Source organism: Delftia sp. JD2 (genome assembly GCF_001682645.1).
In the GTDB taxonomy this organism is placed as follows: domain Bacteria; phylum Pseudomonadota; class Gammaproteobacteria; order Burkholderiales; family Burkholderiaceae_C; genus Comamonas; species Comamonas acidovorans.
Genome location: NZ_LFJT01000031.1, coordinates 20,972 through 47,492, shown reverse-complemented (window position 1 = coordinate 47,492; position 26,521 = coordinate 20,972). Strand labels below are relative to the sequence as shown.

28 protein-coding genes are annotated in these 26,521 nt (G+C 68.8%); 15 read left to right on the top strand and 13 right to left on the bottom strand.

Annotated elements, in window-relative coordinates:
- Positions 1 to 7 precede the first annotated feature (7 nt).
- Positions 8 to 592, top strand: a complete 585-nt coding sequence (locus tag ACM14_RS17525; protein ID WP_065346866.1) for a phosphatase PAP2 family protein — start codon at positions 8 to 10, stop codon at positions 590 to 592.
- A 139-nt stretch (positions 593 to 731) separates the two neighbouring features.
- Here ACM14_RS17525 and pyk read toward each other — a convergent pair whose 3' ends face one another.
- A complete protein-coding gene (gene pyk, locus ACM14_RS17520) occupies positions 732 to 2,168 on the bottom strand; it encodes a pyruvate kinase (protein WP_012202862.1) in 1,437 nt (478 codons plus the stop codon).
- Positions 2,169 to 2,541: 373 nt separating this feature from the next.
- Between pyk and ACM14_RS17515 the strand changes: the two genes are divergently transcribed.
- The 3 genes from ACM14_RS17515 (at position 2,542) to ACM14_RS17505 (ending at position 6,639) form a co-directional block, all read left to right on the top strand.
- On the top strand, positions 2,542 to 3,525 hold the full coding sequence (locus ACM14_RS17515; protein WP_065346865.1) for a cyclase family protein: 984 nt from the start codon (positions 2,542 to 2,544) through the stop codon (positions 3,523 to 3,525).
- Positions 3,522 to 5,183, top strand: coding sequence for an AMP-binding protein (locus ACM14_RS17510; RefSeq protein ID WP_065346864.1), 1,662 nt, complete (start codon positions 3,522 to 3,524; stop codon positions 5,181 to 5,183). Before ACM14_RS17515 ends, ACM14_RS17510 begins: the two co-directional genes overlap by 4 nt.
- Positions 5,184 to 5,373: 190 nt before the next feature.
- Positions 5,374 to 6,639: a TIGR03118 family protein gene (locus tag ACM14_RS17505; protein ID WP_065346863.1), complete on the top strand. Its 1,266-nt coding sequence runs from the start codon at positions 5,374 to 5,376 to the stop codon at positions 6,637 to 6,639.
- 2 nt (positions 6,640 to 6,641) lie between these two features.
- On the opposite strand, the gene ACM14_RS17500 is transcribed toward ACM14_RS17505, so the two are convergent.
- The 4 genes from ACM14_RS17500 to ACM14_RS17485 all read right to left on the bottom strand — a co-directional run bounded on the left by ACM14_RS17500 (position 6,642) and on the right by ACM14_RS17485 (position 9,811).
- Positions 6,642 to 7,460 carry an abortive infection protein gene (locus ACM14_RS17500; RefSeq protein WP_065346862.1) on the bottom strand — a complete coding sequence of 273 codons (819 nt, stop codon included), beginning with the start codon at positions 7,458 to 7,460 and terminating at the stop codon, positions 6,642 to 6,644.
- The gene (locus ACM14_RS17495; protein ID WP_012202857.1) at positions 7,453 to 8,835 is read right to left on the bottom strand and encodes an aminopeptidase P N-terminal domain-containing protein; all 1,383 of its coding nucleotides are present in this window, start codon (positions 8,833 to 8,835) and stop codon (positions 7,453 to 7,455) included. The genes ACM14_RS17500 and ACM14_RS17495 overlap by 8 nt, the downstream gene beginning before the upstream one ends.
- Positions 8,836 to 8,935: 100 nt before the next feature.
- On the bottom strand, positions 8,936 to 9,466 hold the full coding sequence (locus ACM14_RS17490) for a rhodanese family protein (protein ID WP_034389843.1): 531 nt from the start codon (positions 9,464 to 9,466) through the stop codon (positions 8,936 to 8,938).
- 27 nt (positions 9,467 to 9,493) lie between these two features.
- Positions 9,494 to 9,811, bottom strand: coding sequence for a helix-turn-helix transcriptional regulator (locus tag ACM14_RS17485; protein WP_012202855.1), 318 nt, complete (start codon positions 9,809 to 9,811; stop codon positions 9,494 to 9,496).
- 85 nt (positions 9,812 to 9,896) lie between these two features.
- On the opposite strand from ACM14_RS17485, the gene ACM14_RS17480 reads away from it, so the two are divergent.
- Positions 9,897 to 10,793, top strand: coding sequence for an MBL fold metallo-hydrolase (locus ACM14_RS17480; RefSeq protein WP_065346861.1), 897 nt, complete (start codon positions 9,897 to 9,899; stop codon positions 10,791 to 10,793).
- A gap of 56 nt (positions 10,794 to 10,849) precedes the next feature.
- On the top strand, positions 10,850 to 11,260 hold the full coding sequence (locus ACM14_RS17475; protein WP_065346860.1) for an OsmC family protein: 411 nt from the start codon (positions 10,850 to 10,852) through the stop codon (positions 11,258 to 11,260).
- A gap of 81 nt (positions 11,261 to 11,341) precedes the next feature.
- On the opposite strand, the gene ACM14_RS17470 is transcribed toward ACM14_RS17475, so the two are convergent.
- On the bottom strand, positions 11,342 to 11,638 hold the full coding sequence (locus tag ACM14_RS17470) for a hypothetical protein (protein WP_012202852.1): 297 nt from the start codon (positions 11,636 to 11,638) through the stop codon (positions 11,342 to 11,344).
- Positions 11,639 to 11,829: 191 nt separating this feature from the next.
- Here ACM14_RS17470 and ACM14_RS17465 point away from each other — a divergent pair, with 191 nt between their 5' ends.
- Entirely contained in the window at positions 11,830 to 12,768 is a 939-nt protein-coding gene (locus ACM14_RS17465; RefSeq protein WP_065346859.1) for a pirin family protein, read from the top strand.
- Positions 12,769 to 12,868: 100 nt separating this feature from the next.
- On the opposite strand, the gene ACM14_RS17460 is transcribed toward ACM14_RS17465, so the two are convergent.
- Positions 12,869 to 13,249 carry an HPF/RaiA family ribosome-associated protein gene (locus ACM14_RS17460; protein WP_012202850.1) on the bottom strand — a complete coding sequence of 127 codons (381 nt, stop codon included), beginning with the start codon at positions 13,247 to 13,249 and terminating at the stop codon, positions 12,869 to 12,871.
- A gap of 372 nt (positions 13,250 to 13,621) precedes the next feature.
- Here ACM14_RS17460 and ACM14_RS30775 point away from each other — a divergent pair, with 372 nt between their 5' ends.
- On the top strand, positions 13,622 to 14,503 hold the full coding sequence (locus ACM14_RS30775; RefSeq protein WP_012202849.1) for a gamma-glutamyl-gamma-aminobutyrate hydrolase family protein: 882 nt from the start codon (positions 13,622 to 13,624) through the stop codon (positions 14,501 to 14,503).
- Here ACM14_RS30775 and ACM14_RS17450 read toward each other — a convergent pair.
- Entirely contained in the window at positions 14,405 to 15,424 is a 1,020-nt protein-coding gene (locus ACM14_RS17450; protein WP_065346857.1) for a LysR family transcriptional regulator, read from the bottom strand. The genes ACM14_RS30775 and ACM14_RS17450 overlap by 99 nt on opposite strands.
- Positions 15,425 to 15,500: 76 nt before the next feature.
- On the opposite strand from ACM14_RS17450, the gene ACM14_RS17445 reads away from it, so the two are divergent.
- Together ACM14_RS17445 and ACM14_RS17440 are read left to right on the top strand one after the other, a co-directional pair.
- Positions 15,501 to 15,842 (top strand): protocatechuate 4,5-dioxygenase subunit alpha, encoded by a 342-nt coding sequence (locus ACM14_RS17445; RefSeq protein ID WP_065346878.1) that lies wholly within the window; start codon positions 15,501 to 15,503, stop codon positions 15,840 to 15,842.
- Positions 15,843 to 15,889: 47 nt separating this feature from the next.
- Positions 15,890 to 16,735, top strand: a complete 846-nt coding sequence (locus ACM14_RS17440; protein ID WP_065346856.1) for a class III extradiol dioxygenase family protein — start codon at positions 15,890 to 15,892, stop codon at positions 16,733 to 16,735.
- An 88-nt stretch (positions 16,736 to 16,823) separates the two neighbouring features.
- On the opposite strand, the gene ACM14_RS17435 is transcribed toward ACM14_RS17440, so the two are convergent.
- The gene (locus ACM14_RS17435) at positions 16,824 to 17,294 is read right to left on the bottom strand and encodes a peptidylprolyl isomerase (protein ID WP_065346877.1); all 471 of its coding nucleotides are present in this window, start codon (positions 17,292 to 17,294) and stop codon (positions 16,824 to 16,826) included.
- Between the two features lie 111 nt (positions 17,295 to 17,405).
- Positions 17,406 to 18,308 (bottom strand): LysR family transcriptional regulator, encoded by a 903-nt coding sequence (locus ACM14_RS17430; protein ID WP_043825400.1) that lies wholly within the window; start codon positions 18,306 to 18,308, stop codon positions 17,406 to 17,408.
- Positions 18,309 to 18,408: 100 nt separating this feature from the next.
- Here ACM14_RS17430 and ACM14_RS17425 point away from each other — a divergent pair, with 100 nt between their 5' ends.
- The 3 genes from ACM14_RS17425 to ACM14_RS17415 are packed head-to-tail and all read left to right on the top strand — an operon-like array spanning position 18,409 to position 21,290.
- Positions 18,409 to 19,434, top strand: coding sequence for a tripartite tricarboxylate transporter substrate binding protein (locus tag ACM14_RS17425; protein ID WP_065346855.1), 1,026 nt, complete (start codon positions 18,409 to 18,411; stop codon positions 19,432 to 19,434).
- 16 nt (positions 19,435 to 19,450) lie between these two features.
- On the top strand, positions 19,451 to 20,821 hold the full coding sequence (locus tag ACM14_RS17420) for a lyase family protein (protein ID WP_065346854.1): 1,371 nt from the start codon (positions 19,451 to 19,453) through the stop codon (positions 20,819 to 20,821).
- A gap of 16 nt (positions 20,822 to 20,837) precedes the next feature.
- The gene (locus ACM14_RS17415) at positions 20,838 to 21,290 is read left to right on the top strand and encodes a carboxymuconolactone decarboxylase family protein (RefSeq protein ID WP_065346853.1); all 453 of its coding nucleotides are present in this window, start codon (positions 20,838 to 20,840) and stop codon (positions 21,288 to 21,290) included.
- A gap of 26 nt (positions 21,291 to 21,316) precedes the next feature.
- On the opposite strand, the gene ACM14_RS17410 is transcribed toward ACM14_RS17415, so the two are convergent.
- Complete coding sequence (locus ACM14_RS17410; protein WP_065346852.1) at positions 21,317 to 22,363, bottom strand: pirin family protein; 1,047 nt, start codon at positions 22,361 to 22,363, stop codon at positions 21,317 to 21,319.
- A 132-nt stretch (positions 22,364 to 22,495) separates the two neighbouring features.
- The gene (locus ACM14_RS17405) at positions 22,496 to 23,218 is read right to left on the bottom strand and encodes a glutathione S-transferase C-terminal domain-containing protein (protein ID WP_065346851.1); all 723 of its coding nucleotides are present in this window, start codon (positions 23,216 to 23,218) and stop codon (positions 22,496 to 22,498) included.
- A 142-nt stretch (positions 23,219 to 23,360) separates the two neighbouring features.
- On the opposite strand from ACM14_RS17405, the gene ACM14_RS17400 reads away from it, so the two are divergent.
- Positions 23,361 to 24,347 carry a tripartite tricarboxylate transporter substrate binding protein gene (locus ACM14_RS17400; protein ID WP_065346850.1) on the top strand — a complete coding sequence of 329 codons (987 nt, stop codon included), beginning with the start codon at positions 23,361 to 23,363 and terminating at the stop codon, positions 24,345 to 24,347.
- 39 nt (positions 24,348 to 24,386) lie between these two features.
- On the opposite strand, the gene ACM14_RS17395 is transcribed toward ACM14_RS17400, so the two are convergent.
- Positions 24,387 to 24,956, bottom strand: coding sequence for a DUF1439 domain-containing protein (locus ACM14_RS17395; protein ID WP_065346849.1), 570 nt, complete (start codon positions 24,954 to 24,956; stop codon positions 24,387 to 24,389).
- A gap of 273 nt (positions 24,957 to 25,229) precedes the next feature.
- Between ACM14_RS17395 and ACM14_RS17390 the strand changes: the two genes are divergently transcribed.
- Positions 25,230 to 26,303 (top strand): porin, encoded by a 1,074-nt coding sequence (locus ACM14_RS17390; RefSeq protein ID WP_065346848.1) that lies wholly within the window; start codon positions 25,230 to 25,232, stop codon positions 26,301 to 26,303.
- Positions 26,304 to 26,521: the final 218 nt, after the last annotated feature.

The window sequence follows — 26,521 nt, the reverse complement described above, 5'->3', positions numbered from 1 at the left end:
CATTGCCATGCTGCCCCTGGACCCCGCCCTGTTCACGCTGCTGAACGCCAACGCGCAAACGCCCGCCATCTCGATCGAGGCGGCGCGCGCCATCTCGTCCTGGCTTCCCTCGCTGTGCGCCCTTCCTGTGATGGCCGGGCTGCTGCGCGGCTCGCCCGCCCTGCGCCGCACCCTGGTGCTGGCCCTGCTGTCCATGCTGGCCGCCTGGGCCGTGGCGCGGCTGATCCGCTGGGGCTTTCCGGCGCCGCGTCCTGCCCAGCTGGGCATGGGCGTGCAATGGGTGGAACACGCGCTGCGGTCCAGCTTCCCGAGCATGCACGCCACGGGCGCCTTTGCCCTGGCCCAGGCGCTAACCCTGGGCTGCACGCGCCACCGTCGCTGGGTCATGGTGTCAGCCTGGTCGCTGGCCCTGGGCATGGCCTGGAGCCGCGTGCACCTGGGCGTGCACTTCCCGTCCGATGTGGTCGGCGGTGCCATCGTGGGCATCTGCAGCGCCACCCTGGTCTGGCATGCCGCGCTGTGGCGCCGCCTTGCCGTCATGCCCAACCTGCTGCCCTACAACGCACGAACCCACTCAGGCAGGCCCCAATAGACCATGGCGAAGGCATAGCGCACCGCACATAAAACTGGCGCTCCCCAAAACGAGGGGCACCGAGCAAGGGCCGCCCCGCCGCGAGGGTGTCGTCCCCCCCGCGTAGCGAGAGGGGGAAGGCGCGAAGCGCCTCAGGGGGTTAGTTCACACGACATATCTTCAGCATGTTGGTGCCACCGGGCTGGCCCATGGGCTCGCCGCAAGTGATGGCGTAGACATCGCCGCTTTGCACGATGTTGCGCGCGCGCAGATGGCCTTCGGCCTGGTCCAGCGCGGTGTCGCGGTCGGCGCTGGTGTCCATGAGCAGGGGGCGCACATTGCGGTACATGGCCATCTTGCGCTGCGTGGAGATCTTGGGCGTGAGCGCGTAGATGGGGATGTGGATGCGGTGGCGGCTCATCCACAGCGCGGTGGAGCCGCTGTCCGTCATGGCGACGATGGCCTTGGCACCCAGGTGGTGGGCCGTGAACAGCGCGCCGATGGCGATCGACTGGTCGATGCGCGAGAACTGGCGGCCGGTGAACTCGGCATCGCTGTCCGGATCTTCGGCGGCTTCTGCGGCGGCGCAGATCTTGGCCATTTCCTGCACGGTCTCCAGCGGGTACTTGCCGGCGGCGGTCTCGGCGCTGAGCATGACGGCGTCCGTGCCGTCCAGCACGGCGTTGGCCACGTCGCTGACCTCGGCGCGCGTGGGCACGGGGTTGGTGATCATGCTCTCCATCATCTGCGTGGCGGTGATCACGAACTTGTCCATGTCGCGCGCCATGCGGATCATCTTCTTTTGCAGCGCGGGCACGGCCGCGTTGCCCACTTCCACGGCCAGATCGCCACGGGCGACCATGATGCCGTCGGAGACATGCAGGATCTCTTCCAGGCGCGGAATGGCCTCGGCGCGCTCGATCTTGGCGATCAGGCCGGGCTTGTGGCCGTACTGGGCCGCAGCCACGTTGCACAGCTGGCGCGCCATCTCCATGTCGGTGGCGTTCTTGGGAAAGCTCACGGCCACGTAGTCGGCCTGGAAGCTCATGGCGGTCTTGATGTCCTCCATGTCCTTGGCCGTCAGCGCCGGGGCCGTCAGGCCGCCGCCCTGCTTGTTGATGCCCTTGTTGTTGGACAGCTCGCCGCCCAGCTTGACGGTGGTGTGCACCTCGTCGCCGCGCACATGGTCCACGGTGAGCACGATCAGGCCGTCGTTGAGCAGCAGCACATCGCCGGGCTTCACGTCGCGCGGCAGCTCCTTGTAGTCAAGGCCCACGCCGCCCAGGTCGCCGGGCGCGGTGCGCGATGCGTCGAGCACGAAGCGCGCGCCGGGCTCCAGCATGACCTTGCCTTCGGCGAACTTGCCGACGCGGATCTTGGGGCCCTGCAGGTCGGCCATGATGGCCACCTCGCGGCCTGCGCGCTGGGCCGCCTCGCGCACCATGGTGGCGCGGTCGATGTGGTCCTGCGCCTTGCCGTGGCTGAAATTCAGGCGCACCACGTTGACGCCTTCACGCACCATCTGTTCCAGCAGTTGCGGGTCGCTGGAAGCGGGGCCCAGGGTGGCGACGATCTTGGTGGCACGGCGGACTTGCATGGAATGTCTCTCGCTCAGGGTTTGTAATCGGGTTTCAATTCTCACACGAATGCGGTTACATGAAGGCAACATTCCGGCATGTGGCCAGGGGCTGAAAGCCAGGCCCCAGGCACCCCGCAGATCGCGCAGGCGCGGCACGCAGCGCATCGCAAAGCACTGTGGCGCCTGGCCTTTGCCGCTATGGGTTTTGATGCTGCAGCGCAGCATCGCCGGCGCAGGCACGCCGCCATGCCTGCCGCCTGTGAAAGCAGTTTTGCCCGGGACGTTCGCAATGCCTGCCGCCCGCGTGTCGAACCCGCGACAGCCTCGCGCCCCTCCTGGCGTTTGAATGCCCTGCGCGCCTTGTTCGACAAACCAACGACAGGAGACAGACATGGGACATGCCCACGACCATGGACACACGCACGACGACGCCCCGCTGATGGAGGATCTGCTCAGGAACGCCCCCAGCAACTGGGGCCGCTGGGGACCCGACGACGAGGTCGGGGCGCTGAACTTCCTCACGCCCGCCGAGGTGCTGCGCGGCGTGTCCCACATCCGCTCGGGCGAGACCTTCACGCTGCAGCGCCTGATCGGCGACCCGCGCGGCGATCCGGTCTGGCCCGGCCGCACACCGGCCGAGCGCACCATGGTGTTTGACGAGTCCAGCTGGGACGGCCCCGATGCACCCCGGTTCCCCGGCGGCCTGCACTATGCCGATGACAAGCTGGACGCCTTCCTGCAGGGATCGACCCAGTACGACGCGCTGGGCCATGTCTGGTACGGCGGGCGCATCTGGAATGGCTATGACGCACGCACCACCATCGGCGGGCTGGACAAGGCCAGCGTGGAGGCGCTGGGCGCGCGCGGCATCGTGGGGCGCGGCGTGCTGCTGGACATGGCGCGCCACCGCGGCAAGGCAGCGCTGGAGCGTGCCGAGACCTTCACGCACGAAGACCTGATGGCCTGCGCCAAGGCCCAGGGACACACCATAGAAAAGCACGACATCCTGATCGTGCGCACCAATTTCCTGTCGGGCTTCTACGAAGACCAGGCGAGCTTCTACAACGACTTCTGCGAGCCCGGCCTGACCTACTCGCCCGAACTCGTGGACTGGTTCCATGCGATGGAGATCCCCAACCTGGTCACCGACACCATCGCCAACGAAGTCACCATGGACCCCGTGCACGGCGTGGCCCTGCCGCTGCACTGCGCGCTGATGCGCAACCTGGGCGTGACGCTGACCGAGATCTGCGACCTGGAGGCCCTGGCAGACAGCTGCGCGCACGACGGCCGCTACACCTTTCTGTACGTGGCCGCGCCGCTGAAGATCCACCGCGCCACGGGCTCGCCCGTCAATCCCGTGGTGATCAAATGAGCGCAGCCCCATCGCACGACAGGCCCTGGCTGGGCCTTTACGCGCCGGGCCAGCCGGCCGAGATGCGGCCGCAGTTCAGCAGCATGCTCGACCTGTTCGAAGCCTCGCTGGCTGCGGCACCCGGCTGCGCCATCGTGCGCTACTTCGACGGCGGACTGAACCTGCGCGAACTCGACCAGGCCGCCAGCGCGCTGGCCCATGCGCTGCAGGCGCGGGGCTTTGCGGCCGGCGACCGGCTGGCCCTCTATACGCAGAACAATCCGGCCTTCGTCATCGGCTTGGTGGCGGCCTGGAAGCTGGGCGGCATCGCCGTGCCGGTCAATCCCATGAACCGGCAGCGCGAGCTGCACTACATCCTGCACAACGCGGGCGCCCAGGCCCTGCTGTGCCTGGACCAGCTGTACCTGGACGTGGCCCGCCAAGTGCATGCGGCCGGCGGCCTGCCGCTGGCCACCGTGGTCACCACATCGGCGCTGGACTGGCAGACGCGCGGCGATGCGCGCGTGCTCGGCGACGGTCCGCGCCTGCCCGTGGCCGATGGCACGCTGGACCTGCTTGCGCTGGTGCAGGCCGGCGGCCAGCCCGCGCCGCTGGCGCGCCGGCCCGCGGCGGGCGATACGGCCGTGATCACCTACACATCGGGCACCACGGGCCAGCCCAAGGGCGCCATGAACACGCATGGCAACCTGGCCTTCAACGCCCAGACCTACCGCGACTGGATAGGCATCACGGCGGACGACAGCGTGCTGGGCCTGGCGCCGCTGTTCCACATCACCGGCCTGGTCGGCCATGTGGCCCTGGCCCTGCTGGTGCCCTGCCCGCTGGTGCTCAGCCACCGCTTCCATCCCGAGACCATGCTCGAATCCATGCGCGAGCACCGACCCAGCTTCACCATCGGCGCCATCACCGCCTTCGTGGCGCTGATGAACCACCCGGGCGTCTCGCGCGAAGATTTCCGCAGCTTCAAGGCCTTGTACTCGGGCGGCGCGCCCATTGCGCCGGCCGTGATCCAGGCCTTCGAGCAGCTGTCGGGCCTGGTCATCCACAACGCCTTCGGCATGACCGAGACCTGCTCGCCCACGCACTTCGTGCCGCTGGGCGCGCGGGCGCCGGTGGACCCGGCATCGGGTGCGCTGTCCATCGGCGTGCCGGTCTATGGCACGGTGGTGCGCATCATCGACGACCAGCACCGCGAGGCCGCGCCGGGCGAGATCGGCGAGATCGTCTCGGCCGGCCCGCAGATCATGTCCGGCTACTGGAACCTGCCCGAAGCCACGGCCGACGCCATGTTCGAGGGCGGACTGCGCACGGGCGACGTGGGCTTCATGGACGAGCGCGGCTGGTTCTACCTGGTGGACCGCAAGAAGGACATGATCAACGCCGCCGGCTACAAGGTCTGGCCGCGCGAAGTCGAGGACGTGCTCTACACCCACCCCGCCGTGCGCGAGGCCGCCGTCATCGGCGTGCCAGACGACTACCGGGGCGAGACCGTCAAGGCCGTGGTCTCGCTGAAAGCGGGCCGGCAGGCCGCGCCCGAGGAACTCATCGCCCATTGCAAGGCACACATGGCCGCCTACAAGGTGCCGCGCATCGTCGAGCTGCGCGAGGAACTGCCCAAGACAGTGACCGGAAAGATTCTGCGCAGGCAGCTGCGCTGAGTCCTCCTGCATCGCTCTGCAAAATCAGACGGGGCCGCATTGACCCGGCAGGCGGCCCCTCTCTAGCATCGCCTGTTCATATCTGCGCCCCCCCGGGTTCGCAGGCAGCAGCCAGAACATCCGGTGCCCCTTGGTTTCGCATGCTCAGCCAACCCGTCCACCGCTTTGCCATGCCACCAGAAAATCCAACATGCTCGACCGGCGACATTTTGTTCTGAGCGCCCTCGCCTCCTCGGCGCTGACCGCCTGCAGCGGCGGCGCACCCGCCAACCGCTACCTCCAGACACCCCTGCTCGCCAGCCATGCCGGCTACGGCGCGCTCTTCACGGAACCCGACTTCGTCAACGGCTGGGGCATTGCCATCCGCCCGGCCGGCGCAGGCGGCCATTTCTGGATTGGCGGCGGTGGCACTTCCTGGCAATACCTGGGTGACGTCTCGCGCTCGTCCGAGCCAAGCCTGCGCACACTGCGCCAGGACGGCCTTCGCAAGGTGGCCGTGCCCCAGTCGGACTCCCGGATCGACGACGGCAGCGCAGGCAAGGTCACTGGCGTGGTCTACCACGGCGCGCCCCTGGAATCCCACCTGTTCCGCGTGCGCAGCCAGCCCGCAGGCGGGCGCCTGCTCGACGGCGCGGCGCGCTTCGTCTTCGTGACCGACAGCGGCAGCGTCAGCGCCTGGACCGAGCGCGACGCCGAGACGGGCGCCATCGTGCGCGTGGACGGCCCAGCCGTCGAGGTCTTCGATGGCACGGGCCGAGGCATGGCCTTCTTCGGCGCGGCCCTGCATACGGGCCGCTGGGACCGTCTGTGGCTGGCCGATTTCGGCGACCAGCCTCAGATCCGCACACTGGACGCGCAGTGGCAGCTCACCCCCACCCAGGGCTTCGTCAACCCCTTCGCCAGCGGCCCTGCCGGCGTTGCCAGACCTGGCGATCCCGTGCCGTTCAACATCCAGGTTGTCAACGACGGCTCAAGAGACCGCGTCTTCGTGCTCTACGCCATGAGCCAGCCCGACCCCGAGGACGCCAGCGCCTTCTTCGCGGGTGAGGAAGATGCCATGGATGCAGAGCGCGAGGCTGCAACCGGCAACCGCCCCGCGCGCGGCAAGCTGGCCGAGTTCGATCTGGACGGCCGCCTGCAGCGGATCTATTCAGACGATGGCAGGCTCAACGCGCCCTGGGGCGTGGCCATCGCACCGCCCGACTTCGGGCCGCTATCGGGCCGGTTGCTGGTGGGCAACTTCGGCGGCGCGGGCCGCATCTGCGCCTTTGACCTGGACAGCGGCAGCTACGTGGACGAACTGCGCGATGGCCAGGATCGCCCGGTCGCCATACCCGGCCTGTGGGCGCTGCAGTTCGGCAACGGTGTGGCCCTGGGCGACAGCAATGCCCTGTACTTCGCGGCCGGCCCCAAGGATGAGACCGAAGGCTTGTTCGGCTCGCTGAGGTTTGGCTAGAGTCACACCAGCCCGTGCGAGAGCAGATAGGTGATCGCATGGGCCACCATGGCCGCCTCCAGGCCATAGCGCCAGAACAGGAAGCCGCCCACGGCGCCGTGGACGATTTCGAACAGCAGCAGCTGCAGCACCAGCGCGTCCGACAGGCCGCCCCAGGTACCCCAGGCCAGCGCCAGCTGCAGCAAGCCCCAGAGCAGGGCCGACAGCATCACCGACCACCAGCCCAGCATCCAGCCCGGGCGGCGATCGGTGCGCCCGCTCAGCCGCCACAGCAGCCACATCACCAGCGTCATGCCGCCCAGGCGCATCACCAGCTCGGCCGTGATGCCCGCGTACAGGATCTTGGCGCCCAGCGGCATGGCGTAGACGGGGTCGATCAGGGTCAGGTCGTCGGGCCAGGCCAGGGCCAGGGTCACCAGCCAGGCCGCGCCGACCACGCCGCCGGCCAGCCCCGGCAACGTGAGGTAGCGCACGGCGCGCTGGGGCGAACGCCCGGCCACCCAGGTGGTCAGCAGCGGTGCGGACAGGCCCAGCCTTGGCCCCAGCCACACCCCGACGCCCACGGGCAGGGCCAGCAGCGCGGCCATCACGCCAATGCCGGCGAGCGGCGTGGCCAGCGGCTCCACAGGCAGGCCCAGCAGGCGCATCCAGTCGGGCAGCACGAACCAGGCCATGGCCGCCACGCCGGGCAGGCCCAGCAGCCAGAGCACCGTGAAGATGCGCCAACTCAGCCGTGGCAACGCGGGCGGGACATAGGCCGATGGGGCGGGCATGAGGGTGGACACGGGGCCGGTGGTGGGCAGGCTGGCGTTGTCAGTCACGCATCAAGGCTTCTATCTCGTCGGGCTCCACGGGCACGCCGCGCGTGATCAGCTCGCAGCCCGTCTCGGTGACGATGGCATCGTCCTCGATGCGGATGCCGATGTTGTGGAACTGCTCGGGCACGCCGGCCGCAGGGCGCACGTAGATGCCCGGCTCGATGGTGGTGCACATTCCCGGGCGCAGGATGCGGCTGGGGCGGTTGGTGATGGTCTCGCCCGACAGCGGGTCCTTGCGCTCGTGCGACTGACCCAGCTCCGAAGGCTCCACATAGCTGCCGCAGTCGTGCACGTCCATGCCCAGCCAGTGGCCCGTGCGGTGCATGTAGAACTGGAAGAAGGCGCGCTGCTCGATCACGTCCTGGGCGTTGCCATAGACCTTTCTGTCCAGCAGGCCCAGGTCCAGCATGCCCTGCGCCAGCACGGCCACGGTGGCGTCGTGCGGATCGTTGAAACGCGCGCCGGCCCGCGTGGCCGCCACGGCGGCCTTCTGGCTGTCCAGCACCAGCTCGTAGAGCGCGCGCTGCGGGCCGGTGAAGCGGCCATCGGCGGGGAAGGTGCGCGTGATGTCGCTGGCGTAGCCGTCGAGCTCGCAGCCCGCGTCGATCAGCACCAGCTCGCCCGCATGCACGGGCGCCTTGTCGGCCTGGTAGTGCAGCACGCAGGCGTTGGCGCCGGCCGCCACGATGGAGCCGTAGGCCACGTACTGCGAGCCCTGCTGGCGGAATTCATGCAGCAGTTCGGCGTCGAGGTGGTATTCGCGCACCTCCTGGCCTGCGCGCAGCATGCGTGCCGAGCGCTGCATGGCGCGGATATGGGCCTGGGCGCTGATGGCGGCGGCGCGGCGCATGATGTCCTGCTCATGCGCGTCCTTGACCAGGCGCATCTCGTCCAGCAGCGTGCACAGGTCGCCCTGCTCGGCCGGGCACAGCGCGCCGAAGCGCACGCGCGCGCGCACCTGGCCCAGCCAGCCTTCCACGCGCACGGCCAGGCCTTCATGCGTGGCGAACGGATACCAGAGGCGGCCCCGGTTCTCCAGCAGGCGGGGCAGGCGCGTATCGATCTCGGCGCTGGAGAACGCCTGGCTCACGCCCAGCGTGGCCACGGCGGCCTCGGGGCCCAGGCGGATGCCGTCCCAGATTTCGCGCTCCAGGTCCTTGGGCTGGCAGAACAGCACGCTGGTGCCGTCGGCGGCCAGCACCAGGCAGGCATTGGGCTCGGCAAAGCCGGTCAGGTAGTAGAAGTAGCTGTCGTGGCGGTACAGGTAGCCGGTGTCCCGGTTGCGCTGGCGCTCGGGAGCGGTGGGAATGATGGCGATGCCGCCAGCGCCCAACTGGGCGGCCAAGCGTGCGCGGCGTTGAGCGTAAACAGATGTCATACAGCTATCGTACTGCCGTCCGGGGTTCTCCACAGTCCCCTGAACAGGGGAACTTGGGGGTCGGACATCAGGCGTCAGGCTGGATTCAGTGCAGGCGCCGTCACTGCCCCAGGGCGCGCCGGTTCCAGGGCGCCTTCATCAGAACGCGCGCCAATCCGCAAAAGCCCGTGGCACCGGCCACGATCAGGCCGCAGCCCACGAAGGCCGACAGCAGGTGCCACCACGGGGACACCGTGGCGCCGAGCACGGCGCCCAGCAGCGCCAGCCCGCCCGCACCCAGTTGCACCTGGCGCTGCAGCTCCAGCGGCTGGCGGCTGTCGCGCAGCACGGGCAGGCCTTGTGCCTTCCAGGCGTCCAGGCCGCCGTCGAGCACATGGCCGGCACAGCCGGGCGGCAAGGCTGCCGCCAGGGCCTGGGCGTTGAGGCGCGTGCGGTGGCCGGAGCGGCAGTGAAAGACCACGGCGGCGGGCGCGCCGGCAAGGCCCCCCGCCGCCAGGCGGTCCATGGGCATGCTGCGGGCGCCGCCTATGCGTTCGCGCGCATGTTCGTCCGGCGCGCGGATGTCGATGAGCCAGGCGCCCTGCTCCTGCATCTGGCGGGCGGCTTGGGAGGAGACGGAGGAAAGGGACATGGATCAGCTCCTTGGGAACAGAGGATTTCAGGCGCAGAAGATGCTCTTGAGCGTGGCCACCAGCTTTTGCACATCGGGATTGGCGATGCGGTAGTACAGCGTCTGCGACTCGCGGCGGTAGGCGACCAGACCCTCTTCGCGCATGCGGGCCAGATGCTGGGACAGGGCCGACTGGCTCAGCGGGATCTGCTGCAGCAATTCACCCACGGAAAGCTCGCCATGCTCGATCAGCAGGCACAGCACCAGCAGGCGCCTCTCGTTGCCCACGGCGCGCAGCAGCGCGGCGGCACGTGCAGCGCCCTGCTGCAAAAAGGCCTGTTCGGGAGAGAGCGTCGGTTCGGTCATGGTTGATCAAGAACAATCTAATTTAGCAAATTCTAATATAATTGCCGACAGGCTGCACACGAGCCATCGAACCAGGAGTGCCCTCATGACATCGCCGCTGCGCATTGCACCGTTCTTCGACGCCAACACCCACACCGTGACCTACCTGGCCTGGGACGCGGACACGGCCGAGGCCGCCGTCATCGACCCCGTGCTCGACTACGACCACGCCAGCGGCCAGGCCCACACCGGCTCGGCCGATGCCGTGCTGGACGCCGCGCAGGCCCAGGGCCTGCGAGTGCGCTGGATTCTGGAAACCCATGCCCATGCCGATCACCTCAGCGCAGCCCCGTACCTGCGCGAGCGCACGGGCGCCCCGATTGCCGTGGGCGAGCACATCCGCGAGGTGCAGCGCATCTTCCGCCCCGTCTTCAACCTGCCCGCGTCCGGCGGCGACCAGCCCTTCGACCGGCTGCTGGCCGACGGCGACAGCCTGCCGCTGGGCGGGCTGCGCATCGAGGTGATGCACACGCCCGGCCATACGCCGGCCTGCGTGTCCTACCGCATCGCGGACGCGGTCTTCGTGGGCGACACGCTGTTCATGCCCGACTACGGCACGGCGCGCGCCGACTTCCCCGGCGGCGATGCGGGCACGCTGTTCCGCTCCATCCAGCGCCTGCTGGCCCTGCCGCCCGCAACGCGGTTGTTCATGTGCCATGACTACAAGGCGCCGGGCCGCGACCGCCATGCCTGGGAAACCACGGTGGACGCGCAACGCGCCGGCAATGTGCATGTGCACACGGGCGTGGACGAGGCAAGCTTCGTGGCCATGCGCAACCAGCGAGACGCCACGCTGTCCGCGCCCGCCCTGCTGCTGCCCGCCATCCAGGTCAACATGCACGCAGGCCATTGGCCTGCGGCCGAGGCCAATGGCGTGCACTACCTCAAAATCCCGCTGCGCATGAAGCACCGGCCCCAGGCAGCGGACGCGAAGCAGGCGTAGAGTCGTCCGTTGCCTCTCCCACCCCTCTTGCGACACCCCAGGACAAAGGACCTTCCATGATCCACAGCGCCCACGCCACCAGCACGGACACCCCCTATCGCGTCACGCTTGGCGACCCCCAAGGCCACCGCTGGCATGTGGACGAACCGGCGGACAAGGGCGGCGGCGACACGGCGCCCAACCCGCTGCAGCTGCTGCTGTCGGCCCTGGGCGCCTGCACCACGGTCACGCTGCAGATGTACGCGGCGCGCAAGCAGTGGAAGCTGGAGCAGGTGGACGTGCAACTGCGCCTGAACCCCGAAGGCACGCCCGCCAGCGGCAACCTGATCGAGCGCCAGATCACGCTGCAAGGCGCGCTGGACGACGAGCAGCGCCAGCGCCTGCTGCAGGTGGCCGAGGCCTGCCCCGTGCACAAGCTGCTGGCCGGCGAGGTGCACATCCAGACCGCGCTGCAGCTGCCGGCCTGAGCGCGGGCCGGGCCACCATGCAAAAAGCCCTGCAGCTGTCAGGCCGCAGGGCTTTTGGAGTGGATGGGGACATGGCCGGCGTCAGGCTTGGCTGACCTCGATCTCCCCGGTATCGACATAGAGCTCGAACTCGCGCTTGGCCAGCGACACGGTGATCGGCTGCTCGTCCTGGGTCCAGGACAGCACATAGCTTCCGATGGCCGTGGCCACCTGCACACGGGTGCCACGCGGAATGTCTTCCAGGGGGCCGTCGCCTACCCGGTGCTGCACATTGCCGGTGACCGTGGCTTCGAACTTCTCGGGGAATCGCTGGACTTCCACGGCGCTCTGGACCGCCTCTTCAGCGGCTTCGGCTTGCGTCTGTACGGATGTATTCATGGCGTTTTCTCCTGTAAGAGTGAGGCCGGCGCCCGCCAAAATGGCGGGCGCCGGTCCGTTCTTCGAATGTAAACAATGTTCCTGAGAACGCGCTGTCAGCGAACAGGCCCAATCGATGCGAGCCGCGTTTGCCTGCTGCGCCGCGCTGCACGACACTGGTGGCTTCCCCCACGAAACAGGCCGATCCGACCATGTCCGACACGTCCCAGCCCCAGACCCAACCCCAGCACCTGCCCACCCGCACCGCCGATGTGGGCGGCATTCCCATCCAGCGCGCCATTCCCCAGCGCGCCCTGCGCAAGGTCGGCGCCTGGTGCTTTCTCGACCACGCCGGTCCTGCCGACCCCGCGCCACCGGGCATGCAGGTCGGCCCGCATCCGCACATCGGCCTGCAGACCTTCACCTGGATGATCCGCGGCGAAGTGCTGCACCGCGACAGCCTGGGCCACACCCAGATCATCCGCCCCGGCCAGGTCAACCTGATGACGGCCGGCCACGGCATCGCCCATTCCGAGGAAAGCCAGACGCCCTCGCACATCCACGCCGCGCAGCTGTGGATTGCGCTGCCCGAGTCGCACCGCAACGGTCCGCCGCGCTTCCAGCACTACCCCGAGCTGCCCAGGACCACGGTGGGGGACTTCACGGCCACGGTGCTGGCCGGCGAGGCGCTGGGCCTGACGTCGCCCGCCGAGGTGCACACGCCCCTGATGAGCGTGGACCTGCATGCGGACAGCGCACGCAGCGCCAATGCCGTCGCCACGTTGCCGCTGCGCGCCGATTTCGAGCATGCCGTGCTCAGCCTGGAAGGCGACGTGCGCGTGAACGGCCAGCCGCTGCCGGTGGAGGAATTGCTCTACCTGCCCCTGGGCACGCCCTCGGTCGCCATCGAAGCGGCGCCCGGCAGCCGCCTGCTGGTCATTGGCGGCGAGCCCATGGATGAAGCCATCTTGCTGTGGTGGAACTTCGTGGCGCGCACGGGAGAGGAAATCGCCGAGGCCCGCGCGCAGTGGGAGGCCGAGACCCGGCAGCCCGCCACTGCGGCGCGCCGCTTCGGACCGCCGCTGGCTTCGCCCCTGGCGCCGCTGCATGCGCCTTCGCTGGACGGCGTGGTGCTGCGCGCCTCGCGCTGAACACGCTTGCTGCGGCGATCGACCTGCAGCCATGGCCCTGCCCAACAAAAAGGCGCCCCAATGGGGCGCCTTGCCGTTTGTGTTGCGGGAATTTCGAGGGTCAGGCCGGGCTGGCCGCATCCACCTCGGTGCCATCTTCCACGCCGCGAACGCTCTCGCGGCCGTTCTTGTCCTTGAGCTTGCCCAGGTCGGTCTCCACGGCCCGCTTCAGCTTTTCAATGGCCGCGTTGAAGGCATCCTTGACCTTTTCAGCCTCGGCGTTCACGGCGATCGGCGGGCGGCCATTGGCCCGGGTCTCCAGAACGCAGCGCTTGCCGGGAGCGCCGGAGGTCTTGAGCGCATCGACGCCGGTGAGGAAAACCTCCACGCGTACCACGTAGTCCTTGAATCTCGCCAGCTTGGCGTTGATCTCTTCCTGCGCCCATTGCGCCAAGGACTCGCCACCCTGGATCGAATCGTCGGCATGAACCTGAACTTGCATGCATATCCTCCTAGTCGCCAAAAGCCGCACCACCGGCGCGGCGGGGTTGTCGGGGCCATTGATGAACTGGCGAATCCATCGTAACGCCATGCGGGCTGCCTGCACAGCAAGTCGCACCCTGCGTCGTCAGGTTTTTCGCGCTGCAGCATCCGCAGCCCCAACCCCTGCCTACAGGCTACACCCGCGGGCGGGGCGCCTGCACGCATGGACCGAAAAAGCTTGAGATGCCTCAAGACAACTCTTGCATTCGCCTACACCTATTTGCAGTGATGGCCCTGCGCCGGTCGCGGGCGTTCAACCCCTTCCTACAGGTCGCAGGCACGATTGGGCTTACAACGTGGTCATCAGGACTTTCCCCTTGCCCACCACCCCATGAGCCCACTTGCCTCACGCCGCCTCAAGATCGGCCTTTCGGCCTGTTTCTCCCATGCGGACCCGCAGCGTCCGCTTTTCACGGGCAAGACGCTGCAGTACGTGGAGCAATCGATAGCGCACTGGATCATGTCGGCCGGCGCCATGGTGGTGATGGTGCCCTGCCCCACAGGAGAGACCGCGCGCGGCGACGTGACGCTGGAGCACTATGCCGAGTGGCTGGACGGCGTGGTCATGCACGGCGGCGCCGATGTCTGGCCCGGCAGCTATGGCGAGGAGCCCATGCGCCCCGAATGGCTGGGCGACCGCGTGCGCGACCTCTACGACCTGGCCGTGGTCGAGGCGTTTTCCCAGGCCGGCAAGCCCATCTTCGGCGTCTGCCGCGGTCTGCAGCTGATCAACGTGGCCTTCGGCGGAACGCTCTACCAGGACATCGAGACCCAGGTGCCCGGCTCGCAGCTGCACCGCAATCCCACCGAGTACGACCGCCACTACCACGACATCGCCATCGTGCCCGGCAGCCGGCTGGAGGCGCTGTACCCCACGCTGGACCGCGCACGCGTGAACAGCATCCACCACCAGGGCATCAAGGACGTGGCGCCCGAGTTCGATGTGGAGGCCTGGAGCCTGCCCGACCGCATTCCCGAGGCCATCTTCCGCAAGCCCGGCACGCTCAAGAGCTATATCGCCGCCACGCAGTGGCACCCCGAATTCCAGTTCCGCAACCCGGACACCAGCACGCTGGATGACAGCGTGCTGCTGCGCGACTTCCTGGCTGCCTGCTCACGCGCCCGCGTGAGCCCCGCCGTGAGCCACAGCCCCTTCCAGATCCGCAACCGCGCCGCGCGCCTGCTGCGCCGCGCCTTGCTTCGCAGGCATTGACGGCCCGGCGCCGCCAAGCGCCTGCGCCACCACCTGCTGCAACTGCCCGCGCAGCCACGCATGGGCGGGATCGGCCTGGTGGCGCGCGTGCCAGATCATGAACATGGGCAGCGGCGGACAGTCCACGGGTACGGCAAAGCTGGCCAGCGATGACAGGGCCGTGCGTCCCAGCAGCGACGGCGCCGTCGCCAGCAGCGGCGTGCCGCGCACAAAGGCGGCCAGCGCCGCAAAGCCCGGCACGCGCACGGCAAAGCGGCGCTCCAGCCCGCGCGCCTGCAGTTGCAGGTCCAGGTCCAGCGCCTGGCGGTCGGCATAGGCCACGGTGGCGTGGTCGGCCTGCAGATAGTCGGCCAGGCTGGCCGGCGGCTGTCGCATGGCGCTGTCATAGAAGACTGCGTACTCATCGCTGAACAGGCGCTTTTGCACGATGTCCGTGGCATCGGGCGGGCGCGGGCTGATGGCCAGCAGGCAGGCATCCGAGCGCAGCAGTTCGGCATCCGGCGCGCCGCTGTCGATCACGCGCAGCATGGCTGCGGGCGCTTGCGTGCGCAGGCGCCGGGCCAGCGCGGGCAGCAGCAGTTCGCGCTGCAGGTCGTTGGCGGCAATGGTGATCTCGGCACGCCAGTGCGCGGGGTCAAAGCTGGGCCCCTGGCCGAACTGCTGCATCTGCCGCAGCAGCTCGCGCGCCGGGTCCTGCAGCGCCAGTGCATGGGCCGTGGGCGCAATGCCCCGCCCCTGCCGCACGAACAATCGGTCGCCCGTGATGGCGCGCAGCTTGTCCAGCAGATGGCTGACGGCCGATTGCGTCACGCCCAGGCGCTGCGCCGCCGCCGTGACGCTGCCCGTCTCCAGCACGGCCAGCAGCAGTTGCAGCAGCCTGCCATCGAGCTGCGATCCATCGATTTGTCTCATGCATTCCATGATTGGCCGCCGCTTTATCTTTGGCAACGCGGACCGGACACTGCCGCTGATCCAACGCAAATACCGGAGACAAAACATGGCCGATCAGCCGCAGATTCCCGGCACCACCCTGTTCGACGGCAGTCAGGCCCGCAAGGGCTATGCGCTCAACAGCATGTGCTTTTCCTTCAACGAGCTGGCCAACCGCCAGGCCTTCCTGGCCGACGAGGAGGCCTATATGCGCAGCTACGGGCTGAACCAGGAGCAGGCCGATGCCGTGCGCGCGCGCAACGTGCTGCAGATGATCGCGGCCGGCGGCAACGCCTACTACCTGGCCAAGCTGGCCGGCATCTTCCATCTGGACATGCAGGACATAGGCGCCCAGCAGACCGGCATGACCAAGGCCGAGTTCCAGGCCCTGCTGCGCTCGCACGCCTGAGCCCCGCCGCAGACCACACGCAAGACACAGCACAGGAGACACCCACCATGGCACATCTCATCGGCGGCCTCGGCACCTCGCACATTCCCGCCATCGGCAACGCCATCCACAGGGGCCTGCAGAACGAGCCCTACTGGAAGCCCTTCTTCGACGGCTTCCCGCCCATCCGCGAATGGCTGTCCGCCCAGCGCCCCGACGTGGTGGTGATGTTCTACAACGACCACGGCCTGAACTTCTTCCTCGACAAGATGCCCACCTTCGCCGTGGGCGCGGCCGAGCGCTACTGCAACGCCGACGAAGGCTGGGGCATTCCCACGCTGGCACCGCTGCGCGGCCACACGGAGCTGTCATGGCACCTGATCGAGTCCCTGGTGGGCGAGGACTTCGACGTGGTCAGCTGCCAGGGGATGCTGGTGGACCACGCCTGCACGCTGCCGCTCAAGCTGTTCTGGCCCGAGGGCGACTGCCCTGTGGCCGTCGTGCCGGTGTGCATCAACACCGTGCAGTTCCCGCTGCCCTCGGCACGCCGCTGCTATGCGCTGGGCCAGGCCGTGGGCCGGGCCATCGCGCGCTGGAACAGCGACCAGCGCGTGGCCGTCATTGCCTCAGGAGGCCTGTCGCACCAGCTCGATGGCGAGCGCGCGGGCTTCATCAACAAGGCCTTCGACCTGCAGTTCCTTGAAAGCATGGCCACCAATCCCGAATGGGCCACGCAGTTCAGCGTGCATGAACTGGTGGAAAAGACCGGCACCCAGGGCGTGGAACTGCTGATGTGGCTGGCCATGCGCGGCGCCCTGTCCGCGGCTGCGCCCGGCGTGCGCCGCGTGCACGGCAACTACCACATACCGATCTCCAACACCGCCACGGCGCTGCTGGCGCTGGAGGCGGTCTAGTCGGAAAGCACAAAGGCCGCCGGGCATGCCAGGCGGCCTTTGTGCTTTGCGGAGCCGTGCGGACCGGGTGTAATCCCGGCCCTGCCTCTCAATGGTGGTGGCCGTGGCCGCCGTGCACGTGGCGGTGCTCGATTTCCTCGGGCTTGGCCGCGCGCACTTCCGTCACCTTGCAGGCAAAGTGCAGCGCCATGCCGGCCAGCGGGTGGTTGCCGTCCAGCAGCACCACGGGGCCCTTGATCTTGACCACGTGGAAGATCTGGGGCTGGCCCTGGTCATCGGTGCCGCGCAGCTGGCCGCCGACCTTCACGCCGGGCGGGAACTCGCCCTTGGGAATGGTGCGCGTCAGGCTCTCGTCGCGCGCGCCGAAGGCGTCTTCCACGGCCAGGTCCACGGTCAGCGTGTCGCCCACGGCCTTGCCGTCCAGGGCGGCTTCCACCTTGGCGAAGATGTTGTCGTAGCCGCCGTGCAGATAGGCCACGTCGCCCTTGTCGAGCAGTTTGCCCAGCTTGTCGGTGATCTTGTAGTTGATGGTGACGGCGGTGTCTTTGGTGATGTTCATGGCAAAGGCCTTGGAAAACCGCAGCGCAGAAGGCGCGCCGCGCAAAGCTGCCATTGTCGGCGACCTGGGGCATTCCAGCGTCGCGGCCGTGGGTTCACCGGCCGCCCGACCTCAAGCCAGGCACTCGCGCGCGCATTCGAGCAGGCTGCGCGCCCAGCGCGCGCGGGCCGAGGTGTTGAGCCACAGCAGGCCCACCTTGCGCGCATCGGCGGGGCGGGAGCCGGCGCCGTCCGCAGCGGCGCCCTGCTCGGGCAGCGCCAGCACGCGCACGTCGCGGCCCTGGGAGAGCACGGGGCCGATGTCGGGCACCAGGCCCACGCCCAGGCCCTGGTCCACCATCATGGCCACGGCCAGCACCGAGTTCAGCTCCATGCGCTCCAGCGGCGCAATGCCCTGGGCGCGCAGGTAGCGGTCGGCCAGCCGGCCACCGGCCAGGGAGCGGTCGTAGCGCACCAGGGGCCGGGTGCGCAGCAGGGCCAGCGGGTCCTGCTGCGCATCCCGGGCGCGGCACAGCACGACCAAAGGCTCCTGGCGCAGCTCGGCCCAGCACACGGTCTTGGGCAGGTCGAATGAGGGTTGCAGGCAGATCAGCACGTCCAGCTCGGACTGGACCAGGGCCGTGTACAGCTCGGGCGTGAGGCCGGCGCGCACGCTGATGCGCACCTCGGCGTGGCGCGCCACGAAGGCCCGCATCACGGCGGGCACAAAGCCGTGCAGCGCCGTGTTCACGGTGCCCAGCCGCAGCTCGCCGCCGTCCGCGTCCGAGGCCACCCATTCGCGCAGGCCCTCGAAGTCCTGCAGCAATTGGCGGCCACGCTCGAACAGCCGCTCGCCCGCCTCGGTGGCGCGCACGCTGCGGCCATGGCGCACCAGCAGCGGCGCACCCAGCTCGCCCTCCAGCACGCGCATCTGCTGGGCAATGGCCGAGGGGCTCAGATCCAGCTGGCGAGCGGCTTCGGACATGGAGCCGGTGTCCACCACTCTCAAGAAATTGTGTATGTATCTCACGTCCATTTCACACATTTTCTTGAATCACAACGCAGATGCAACTGCTGTTTTCCCAGGCTGCGCTGCACCACACTGCGTGACAACGACTATTTCAGGAGACAGACGCATGGATTCCCGGCCCACCTCTCAAACCTCTCAAACCTCTCAAGCCTCTCAGACCTCTTTGCCGCGCCGGATGTGGCTGTCCACCGCCGCCGCCGCGCTGGCCGCCTGTGCGCTGCCGGCCTGGGCCCAAAAGCGCGGCAGCCGCCTGGTGGTGCCGTTTGCGCCGGGCGGCGGCAACGATGTGTTTGCGCGGCAGATGGCGCATGGCCTCAACGAGTCCTTCGGCTACGGGATGATCGTGGAGAACAAGGCCGGCGCGGGCGGCAACCTGGGCACGGAAGCCGTGGTGCGCTCGGCCGGCGACGGCAGCACCTGGCTGCTGGGCCACACGGGCACGGTGTCCATCAATCCCTCGCTGTATCCGGGCCTCAAGTTCAATGCGGCCACCGATCTGCAGCCGGTGGCCATGTTCGCCTCGTCGGCCCTGCTGCTGGTGGTGCCGGCTTCCTCGCCTGCGCGCAGCGTGGCCGATCTGGCCGAGCAGATGCGCAAGCGCAGCGGCGAGATGAACTACGCCTCCAGCGGCTCGGGCACGGGCGGCCACCTGACGGGCGAGATGTTCGCCCACGCGCTGGGCGCCAAGGCCATCCACGTGCCGTACAAGGGCACGGCACCGTCGCTGACCGACCTGGTGGGCGGCAATGTGGACTTCAGCTTTGGCGTGATTCCCGCGGCCATGGCCCTGGTGAAGGCCGGCAAGCTGCGCGCCCTGGCCGTGACCGGCGCCAAACGCCAGCCCCAGCTGCCCGACGTGCCCACGGTGGCCGAGTCCGGCGTGCGTGCGCTGGCCGACTTCGAGAGCTCGCTGACCTACGGCATCCTCGCGCCCAGGGGCACGCCTGCCGAGACGGTGCGCGCGCTGGGGCGCGACATCCTCAAGGTGGCGTCTGCCGAGTCCTTCCAGTCGCGCCTGGGCATCGAGGGCGCCGTGCCGCTGCTGGGCGATGGCGCGCAGTACGCGGCCCGCATCCAGGTGGAGAGCGCCAAGTGGGCCGCCGTGATCAAGGCCTCGGGCGCCACGGCCTGAGACCGGCAAGGACAGCATGTCATTGGTGAAGGACTATCTGGGCCCGGCCGACAGCGGCCACTGGTTTGCAGACGCGCGCTGGCTGGACGCGCTGCTGCGCTTCGAGAGCGCGCTGGCCCAGGCCCAGGCCGACTGCGGCCTGGTGCCGCGCCCGGCCGCCGAGGCCATTGCGCGCGCCTGCGCGCAGGCGCCGCTCACGTGCGAAGGCGTGGTGGAGCAGGCGCGCGCCAGCGGCGCGCTGGGCCTGGCCGTGATGCGGCCGCTGCAGCAGTGGCTGCAGGCCCACGCCCCGGAAGGCCTGCCCTGGCTGCACTGGGGCGCGACCACGCAGGACGCCGTGGACACGGCGCAGGCCCTGCTCACGCAGCAGGCCCTGCAGGCGCTGCTGGCCGAGCTGGGCGCGCTGCAGTCCGCACTGCAGGCCCTGGCTCGCACGCACGCGGCCACGCCCATGCTGGCGCGCAGCCTGCTGCAGCCCGCGCAGATCACCAGCTTCGGCTTCAAGTGCGCGCAGTCGGCTGCCGCCGTGGGGCGCAGCATCGAACAGCTCGAAAGGCTTGCCACCGCTGCGCTGTGCGTGCAATTGGGCGGCGCCGTGGGCAATGGCGCCGTGCTGGGAAACCGCCGTGCCGAGGTGGAGCAGGCACTGGCCCGGCGCCTGGGCCTGTCGGCCTGCGGCCGCAGCTGGCATACCCAGCGCGACGACTGGATGCGCCTGGCCATGGAGGCCGCCGTATGCGGCGGCAGCCTGGCCAAGCTGGCCAAGGACTGGTCGCTGATGGCGCAGTACGAGGTGGGCGAGGTCAGCGAGGCGCCGCGCGGCAGCACCTCCAGCGCCATGCCGCACAAGCGCAATCCCGTGCACCTGATGCAGGCGGTGGCACAGGCCCAGGCCGTGCCCCAGCTTGCGGCCCTGCTGCTGGGCTGCATGGCCCAGGCCCATGAGCGCGCGCTGGGCGAGTGGCAGGCCGAGGTCGCGCACTGGCCCGACCTGTGGCGCCATGTGCATGGCGCCGCCGCCGCATTGCGCCAGGCCGCGCAGTCGCTGCAGGTGCATCCGCAGCGCATGCTGGGCCATGTGCGGGGCCTGCACGGACTGGTGTTTTCAGAGGCCTGCGTGCACGCCATGGCACCCTGGACGGGCAAGCCCGAGGCCCTGGCCGCCGTGGAGCTGCTGGCCCCGCAGGCGCTGGAGCAGAGGCGCGAGCTGCGCCTGCTGCTGGCGGAATGGGCCGCGCCCCGGCTGGACGCAGCGGCCCTGCAGGCGCTGCAAGATGCGCTGGCCCGGGCCTGCGACCCGGCACGCGCCGTGCAGGCATCGCATGATGCGTGCCTGGCGCTGCTGGCAGCGCCGCAGACCCACGCCAATGCCCATTCCCATGCTTGACACAGGAACCCCCGCCATGACCGAACCTTCCGCCGACGCCCTGCAGCGCGGCCTTGCCAACCGCCGCCGCGTGCTGGGCGATGAATGGGTGGACCAATCCGTGGCGCGCGCCAACGAACTGAATGTGGAGTTCCAGCGCATGATCACGGCCTATGCCTGGGACGGCATCTGGAGCCGCCCCGGCCTGGAGCGCCGCACGCGCCGCATCATGGTGCTGGCCATCACGGCCTCCATGGGCCGCTGGGAAGAGTTCGAGCTGCACATCCGCACGGGCCTGCTGGCCGACCCGGCCGACGCCGAGGCCGCGCCGCTGGATCTGGACACCATCCGCGAAGTGCTGCTGCAGACCGCCGTCTATGCCGGCGTGCCCGCAGGCAACACCGGCATGGCCATCACGCTGAAGATCCTCAAGGAGCTGGGGCGCACGCCCGCGCCGGCCAGCTTTCATCCACCCGCAGACGCGACCTGACGCGACCTGACGCGGCCTGACCGGACTCAGGCGGCCGGCGGCTGCTCCTCGGCCGCAGCGCCCGGGTAGCGCGCAAAGCGCCGGCTCTCTGCGCCATGCACCGGGTCCTGCTCGGCCCAGGGCCACCCGCCGAACTGGGTGCGCCGGTAGTCCTGCATGGCCTGCATGATTTCCTGCTGCGTGTTCATCACGAAGGGGCCGTACTGCGCCACGCTCTCGCCAATGGGGCGGCCCTGCAGCACCAGGCATTCCACGACGTCGGCGCCGCTGTTGTGCAGCTCCCAGTCCTGCGTGGCATCCACATGCAGGGCCGCATGCTGTGCCAGCGCCGTGGGCCCGACCTGCAGTGCCTGGCCTGCAAAGAAATACAGCATGCGCTGCGTGTCCGCACCGGCCGCGCGCGGCAACGTCCAGCGCGCGCCGGGCTCCAGGCGCAGCGTCCAGATGGCCACATCGCCCTCGGGTTGCGAGGCCCAGGATTCGGGCGGCGGCGGCAGGGCGGCCGCCGTGCCGGGCAGGCTGCCTGCCACCACGGTGACCACGGTCCTGCGGCCTGCGTCGTCTGCGTGCTCCAGGCGCGGGATGCGCTCGTTCCAGAACATGGTGAAGTGCGGCTCCACCATCTTGGAGCGCGCAGGCAGGTTCAGCCAGATCTGGAACAGTTCCAGCGGATTGGCCGCGTCGCTGTTGAGCAGAGGAAACATCTCCGAATGCTGGATTCCCTTGCCGGCCGTCAGCCACTGCACGTCGCCCCCGCCAAAGCGCGCGGCCGCGCCCAGCGAATCGGAATGGTCGATCAGGCCCTTGCGCACCAGGGTCACGGTCTCGAAGCCGCGGTGCGGGTGGCCGGGAAAGCCCGGCACGCCATCGCCGTGGTACATGGAAAAGCCGTCCTTGCGGCTGAAGTCGCTGCCCATCTGGCGGCCCTCCAGGTCCACGGCCTGCACGCCCAGGCGGCCATCGCTGGGCGGATAGGCATCGTCATGGTGGGCACAGAACAGGAAAGGGTCCATGGTGGGCCACAGCGGGCCCAGCGGCTGGCTCTGGAGGACGGGGGTGGTGGCTGCGGTCATCGTGGCTCCTGTGAGGCTGCGCCCGCAAGAAAAAAGGGGGCGCTGCATTCTCGGACAGATGCGGCCCCCGCGCCGGTTTTGAAAGCCACCATGGCTGGGACAGTGCGGCCCAGGAATGCAACGCCCGCCAGGTCAGTTGCGCGGCGGAGTCACCAGGCCCTTTTGCACGGCCGGGCGCGCCACGAAGGCGGCCAGCACGCGCTGCAGCTCGGGAAAGCGCTCCCAGCCCAGCAGTTCGGCCGCGTTGTAGCCCTGCTCCACCACCATGTTGCGCACCCAGGGCCACAGGGCGATGTCGGCAATGGTGAACTGCTCGCCCATCACCCAGGCGCGGCCTGCGAGGCGGCGCTCCAGCACACCCAGCAGGCGCACGGACTCGTTCACGTAGCGGTCGCGCGGGCGCTTGTCCTCGAAGTCCTTGCCCGCGAATTTGTGGAAGAACCCCAGCTGGCCGAACATGGGGCCGACGCCACCCATCTGGAACATCAGCCACTGCAGCGTTTCATAGCGCGCGGCCGGGTCGGCGGGCAGCAGCGGGCTGCCGGACTTCTCGGCCAGGTAGACCAGGATGGCGCCCGACTCGAACAGCGCCAGCGGCTTCCCGCCCGGGCCTTGCGGGTCCAGGATGGCCGGGATCTTGTTGTTGGGAAAGGTGCCAACGAACTCGGGCGAGAGCTGGTCATTGCTCTCGAAGCCCACGCGGTGCGCCTCATACGGCAGGCCCATCTCCTCCAGAGCGATCGACACCTTGACGCCGTTGGGCGTGGGCAGGGAATACAGCTGGATGCGGTCCGGCTGCGTGGCCGGCCACTTGCGCGTGACGGAAAAGGCGGAAAGCGGATTCTGTGAAGTCATGGGGCACCTTGAAGGCTGGACGGGTTCGCCAAGAAATCGATGGCCGCTGCATCGTAACGTTCGGCGCCCAGCCATGCTTGGCACGCTAAATAATGGCAGACCCGGCCCTGCCGCCGGGTCATAACAATCAACGGAGACATGCATGACAAGACATTCCACCCGCCGCCACGCACTGGCCCTGCTCGGCACCACCGCCGCCGCCTGGGCGGCCCTGCCCCTGGTCGCCACAGCGGCCGGCTACCCCGAGCGCCCCGTGACCGTGGTCGTGCCCTACTCGCCCGGCGGCGGCGTGGACATCATCACGCGCCTGGTCACGCCGCCCATGGCCGAGCTGCTGGGCCAGTCCCTGGTGGTGGACAACAAGCCCGGCGGCGGCACCAACATCGGCATGGGCGCGGTGGCACGCGGCGCGGCCGACGGCTACCTGCTGCTGACGGCCTCCAACACGCTGACCACCAACAAGGCGCTGTACGCCAAGCTCAATTTCGATCCGCTCAAGGACCTCATCCCGGTGGGCCGCATCGGCGAGGCGCCGCTGGTCGTGGTGGTCAACGCCAAGTCGCCCCACAAAAGTTTTGCCGAGCTGATCGCCGCCGGCAAGGCCAAGGCCGGCGCCCTGTCCTATGGCACGGCTGGCGTGGGCAGCTCGGGCCACATGGCCAGCGCCCTGCTGGAGCGCGCAGGCGGCTTCCAGGCCGTGCACATCCCCTACAAGGGCGGCTCGGCGGCCGTGACCGACCTGCTGGGCGGGCGGCTGGACTTCATGGCCATCAACCCGCTGGAGGTGGCAGGCCATGTGGGCAGCGGCGCGCTGCGCGCCCTGGCGGTGCTCAACCACAATGGTTCGCGCCTGTTGCCGGGCGTGCCCACGGCACGTTCGCTGGGCGTGAACGTGCAGGCCACCGTGTGGTGGGGCCTGGTGGCGCCGGCCGGCACGCCGCCGGCCGTGGTGCAGGCGCTGAACCAGGCTTTGAACAAAAGCCTGGCCCAGCCCGCCGTGCAGCAGAAGCTGGCCGACATCGGCGCATCGCCCATGGGCGGCACGCCGGCCGAGTTCGGCGCCTTCATTCAGGCCGAGAGTGCCGAGCTGGGCGAGGTGATTCGCGCCGCCAATATCCGCGCGGACTGAGGCGCAGGTGAAGGGAAGGACGAAGGTGCGCCGCTGCGCTCAGCGCGGCGCGACGGGCTTCTGGACCAGGGCCACGCTCAGGCCGTCCGGCGTCACCGTGATGGCGCCGGGCTCCATGTTCAGCGAGTCCATCAGGGCCAGTTCCTTGTCCTGCAGCTGGTAGAGCACGAGCTGGCCCAGCGCCTGCTCGGCCAGCGCGCTGGCGTAGGTGGTGAGCATGTCGCTCATGGCGGGCGCCAGGTCATTGATGACCAGGCTGTTGACCTTGATCTGGTGGGCGCGCAGCGTGCGGTCCGTGGGCTCGTAGCGCAGCGCGAAGTCCAGGTTCAGATGGCCGCCATAGCCCTGCTTGAGCACGGGCCCCGACAGATCGGCCTGCAGCACCGCATTGAGCGCGTTGCGCTCGGGCAGCAATCCCAGCACCGGCGAATGCAGCTTGAGCTGCAGCATGCCGGCCACGGGGAACTGCCGGGGAAAGCGCTGGGCCACCACCTCCTGCAGCCTTTGCCGCGAAACCGAGACATTCCCAGGTCCGGACTTTCCCGAACATCCGGTCGCGGCCAGGCTCCAGCCCGCTGCCACGACCATCAACAAAAAGCGGCGATTCATCACGACAGCACAAGCCTCAGAAAGCCCGACACGAAACCCTGAAGCACCATGCATGCCATACGCATGGCGCTATGTTTTTTGAGAGCGACATTGTCCCGCCAGGGGCTATTCCCTGTCCCGGCAGTGGGTGTTGCCCGGCACCTGCGCGCAGCCACTTCGAGAACGAAACGACATAGCAGCTAGTGCCCGCCGGACATAGGCAGTACCGGCTCCCATACGGAAACTCGGCCGCTCGCAAAGTTCCCGCCTTCCAGAAGAAATCAAGGAGACACCATGAAGAAGAACATCGCCCTCACCCTGCTGGCCACAGGCTGCGCGGCCGGCCCCGCCCTGGCGCAGTCCACCAGCAGCGTGAGCCTGTACGGCATCATCGACGTGTCGGTGCGCGCGCAAAGCGGCCTGTCGGGCGCCAATGCGCCGGCTGCGGGCAGCATGGGCTCGGTCAACAGCGGCGTGGGTCCCACCAGCCGCTGGGGCATACGCGGCAGCGAGGACCTGGGAGGCGGCCTGCGCGCCATCTTCAACCTCGAATCCACGCTGGGCGCCGACGTGGGCGGCATCGGCGGCGTGGCCGGCACCTTCGACCGGGCGGCCATCGTGGGCCTGGCCGGCCACTGGGGCGCGGTCACGGCTGGCCGGCAGAACACGCTGATCTCCGACTCCGTGGGCCTGGTCGATCCCATCGCCCTGCGCTTTGCGGGCCTGAACCCCAACATCCAGGTCACCAGCCTCACGGGCCACGGCCTCAACAACGAATGGGGCGCCACCAACACCAAGGTGGGCTCCAACCGCGTCAACAACTCCATCAAGTACTCGGGCAGCTTTGGCGGCCTCACGGCGCGCGCCATGTACAGCTTCGGGGAGACCGGCGTGTCGGCCTCGCGCCTGGACACGCGCGGCCTGGGCCTGGACTGGCGCCAGGACGACCTGGTGCTGACCAGCGCCTACACCCAGTTCCACGACGCCAGCGGACGCACGCTGGACGCCGCCAACATCGGTGGCGCCTGGAGCCGTGGCGACCTGCGCCTGATGCTCAACTACGGCCGCAACAAGGCCGAGACCAGCGACACCGCGAAAACCACGAACAAGATCCTGGCCCTGGGCGCGCGCTACGCCGTCACGCCCGTCATCGGTCTGAATGGCGGCTACTACAAGGTGGACCGCGAGCGCACGGGCCAGGGAGACGACGCCTTCCAGCGCCTGATCGGCTTTGTGGACTACCAGCTGTCCAAGCGCACCAGCCTGTTCCTGGAACTGGACACGACCAAGTGGAAGAACGGTTACCAGGGCGCAGGCAACAAGACACGCGCCAGCGGCATCAGCCTGGGTATCACGCACAATTTCTGACCCCCTGAGCGGCTGGCGCCGCTTCCCCCAGGGGACGACGCCCTCGGCTAGGCGCCCCCGCCGCGAGGCGGCTCTTGCTCGGCGTCTCTGAGTTGGAGCACGCCAGTTTCACAGGCTGTGATCGTGATTCGCAGACCTGCAAGCCGCCGCGAAATCCAGCTTTGCCGCGCCCTTGGGCGCGGTTTTTTTATCTATTCATATATCCATTCATGGATTTG